At 69.8% G+C, this 2,725-nt stretch carries 1 protein-coding gene; it reads left to right on the forward strand.

Annotated elements, in window-relative coordinates:
• A partial coding sequence (locus tag ACFSJG_RS19390) for a pyruvate carboxylase (protein WP_378486883.1) occupies nt 1–2,725 on the forward strand: 2,725 nt, incomplete at both ends.

Consider the following 2,725-nt stretch of genomic DNA (forward strand, 5'->3'; position numbering starts at 1 on the left):
CGTCGTCGGAGCCGTCCTCCGACGTGGACACCCTGCTTGCCGCGTCGGAGAGCATGGAGTTCCCGATCTTCGTGAAGGCCGTTGCCGGTGGTGGTGGTCGCGGTATGCGCCGGGTCGCGGAGCCGGAGCAGTTGCGGGAGGCGATCGAGGCCGCGGCCCGGGAGGCGGAGTCGGCGTTCGGTGATCCGACGGTGTTCCTGGAGCAGGCCGTGGTGGATCCGCGGCACATCGAGGTGCAGATCCTTGCCGACGGTGAGGGCAATGTCATTCACCTGTTCGAGCGGGACTGTTCGCTGCAGCGTCGGCACCAGAAGGTGATCGAGCTCGCGCCTGCCCCGAACCTGCCGGAGGAGCTGCGCCAGAAGATCTGCGCGGATGCGGTCGCGTTCGCGAAGCAGATCGGCTACTCCTGCGCGGGCACGGTGGAGTTCCTTCTCGACACGCGTGGCAATCACGTCTTCATCGAGATGAACCCGCGTATCCAGGTCGAGCACACGGTGACCGAGGAGGTCACCGACGTCGACCTGGTGCAGTCGCAGCTGCGGATCGCGTCGGGGGAGACCCTCGCCGATCTCGGTCTGACGCAGGACTCCATCAAGCTCCGTGGTGCGGCGCTGCAGTTGCGCATCACCACCGAGGACCCGGCGAACGGATTCCGTCCGGACACCGGCCGCATCACCGGCTACCGCACCCCCGGTGGCGCGGGTGTGCGACTCGACGGCGGCACGATGGTCGGCGCCGAGGTCGGCGCCTACTTCGACTCGATGCTCGTCAAGCTGACCTGCCGTGGCACCGACCTGCGCGCCGCAGTGGCGCGTGCGCGCCGCGCGGTGACGGAGTTCCGCATTCGTGGTGTGGCGACGAACATTCCCTTCCTGCAGGCGGTTCTCGACGACCCCGAGTTCCGGGCGGGCAACGTCACGACCTCGTTCATCGAGCAGCGACCCGAGTTGCTGACCGCACGCCGTCAGGCCGACCGCGGCACCCGGATCCTGTCGTACCTCGCGGACGTCACCGTCAACAAGCCGCACGGTGAGCGGCCCACCGCGGTGTACCCGCACGACAAGCTCCCGGACATCGACCTCAAGGCGGCGCCGCCCGCCGGCTCCAAGCAGCGCCTTGTCGAACTCGGCCCGGAGGGCTTCGCAAAGGCGCTGCGCGAGCAGTCCGCGCTCGGCGTCACCGACACCACCTTCCGTGATGCGCACCAGTCGCTGCTCGCGACCCGGCTGCGTACCCGCGACCTGCTCACCGTCGCCGGTCACGTCGCTCGGATGACGCCGGAGCTGCTGTCGGTGGAGGCGTGGGGCGGCGCCACCTACGACGTGGCACTGCGGTTCCTGCACGAGGATCCGTGGGAGCGGCTCGCCACGCTGCGGGAGGCGATGCCGAACATCTGTCTGCAGATGCTGCTGCGCGGCCGCAACACCGTCGGGTACACGCCGTACCCGGAGACGGTGACGCGGGCGTTCGTCAAGGAGGCCACCGCAACGGGTGTCGACATCTTCCGGATCTTCGACGCGCTCAACAACGTCGACCAGATGCGGCCCGCGATCGACGCGGTCCGCGAAACCGGCACCGCCGTCGCCGAGGTCGCGCTGTCGTACACGGGTGATCTGGCGAACCCGAACGAGAACCTCTACACGCTCGACTACTACCTCAAGCTCGCCGAGCAGATCGTCGACGCCGGCGCGCACGTCATCGCCATCAAGGACATGGCCGGACTGCTGCGGGCACCCGCCGCGGCGAAGCTGGTCACCGCGCTGCGGTCCAACTTCGACCTGCCGGTGCACGTCCACACCCACGACACCCCCGGCGGTCAGCTCGCCACCTACCTCGCCGCATGGCAGGCCGGTGCCGACGCCGTCGACGGTGCGAGCGCCGCGATGGCGGGCACCACCAGCCAGCCCGCGCTGTCGGCGATCGTCGCGGCCGCCGCGCACAGCGAGCGTGACACCGGCATCGACCTGCAGGCCGTGTGCGACCTCGAGCCGTACTGGGAGGCGCTGCGAAAGGTGTACGCGCCGTTCGAGTCCGGACTCCCCGCACCGACCGGCCGCGTCTACACGCACGAGATTCCGGGTGGGCAGCTGTCGAACCTGCGGCAGCAGGCCATCGCCCTCGGCCTCGGTGACCAGTTCGAGGAGGTCGAGGCGAAGTACGCGGCCGCCGACCGGATGCTCGGGCGCCTGGTCAAGGTGACCCCGTCGTCGAAGGTCGTCGGCGACCTCGCCCTGCACCTCGTCGGGTCCGGGGTGTCGGCGGACGAGTTCGCCGCCAACCCTGCCGGATTCGACATCCCCGACTCGGTCGTCGGGTTCCTCCGCGGCGAACTCGGCACCCCCGCCGGCGGCTGGCCGGAACCGTTGCGCAGCAAGGCACTCGAGGGTCGCGGCGAGGCGAAGCCGGAGACCCCGCTGTCCGCGGCGGACGAGGCGTCGCTCGACGGCGACGCCGCCGAACGGCGCAGCACCCTCAACCGGCTGCTGTTCCCCGGCCCCACGAAGGAATTCGCGGAGCACCGGGACAAGTACGGCGACACGTCGCGCCTGTCGGCGAACCAGTTCTTCTACGGACTGCGCCAGGGCGAGGAGCATCGCGTGCAGCTCGCGAAGGGCGTCGAGCTCCTGATCGGTCTCGAGGCGATCTCCGAGGCCGACGAGCGCGGCATGCGGACCGTGATGTGCATCCTCAACGGCCAGCTCCGGCCGGTGTCGGTGCGCGA

The sequence above is a fragment of the Rhodococcus gannanensis genome (assembly GCF_042681175.1).
GTDB classification, from domain to species: Bacteria; Actinomycetota; Actinomycetes; order Mycobacteriales; family Mycobacteriaceae; genus Rhodococcus_G; species Rhodococcus_G gannanensis.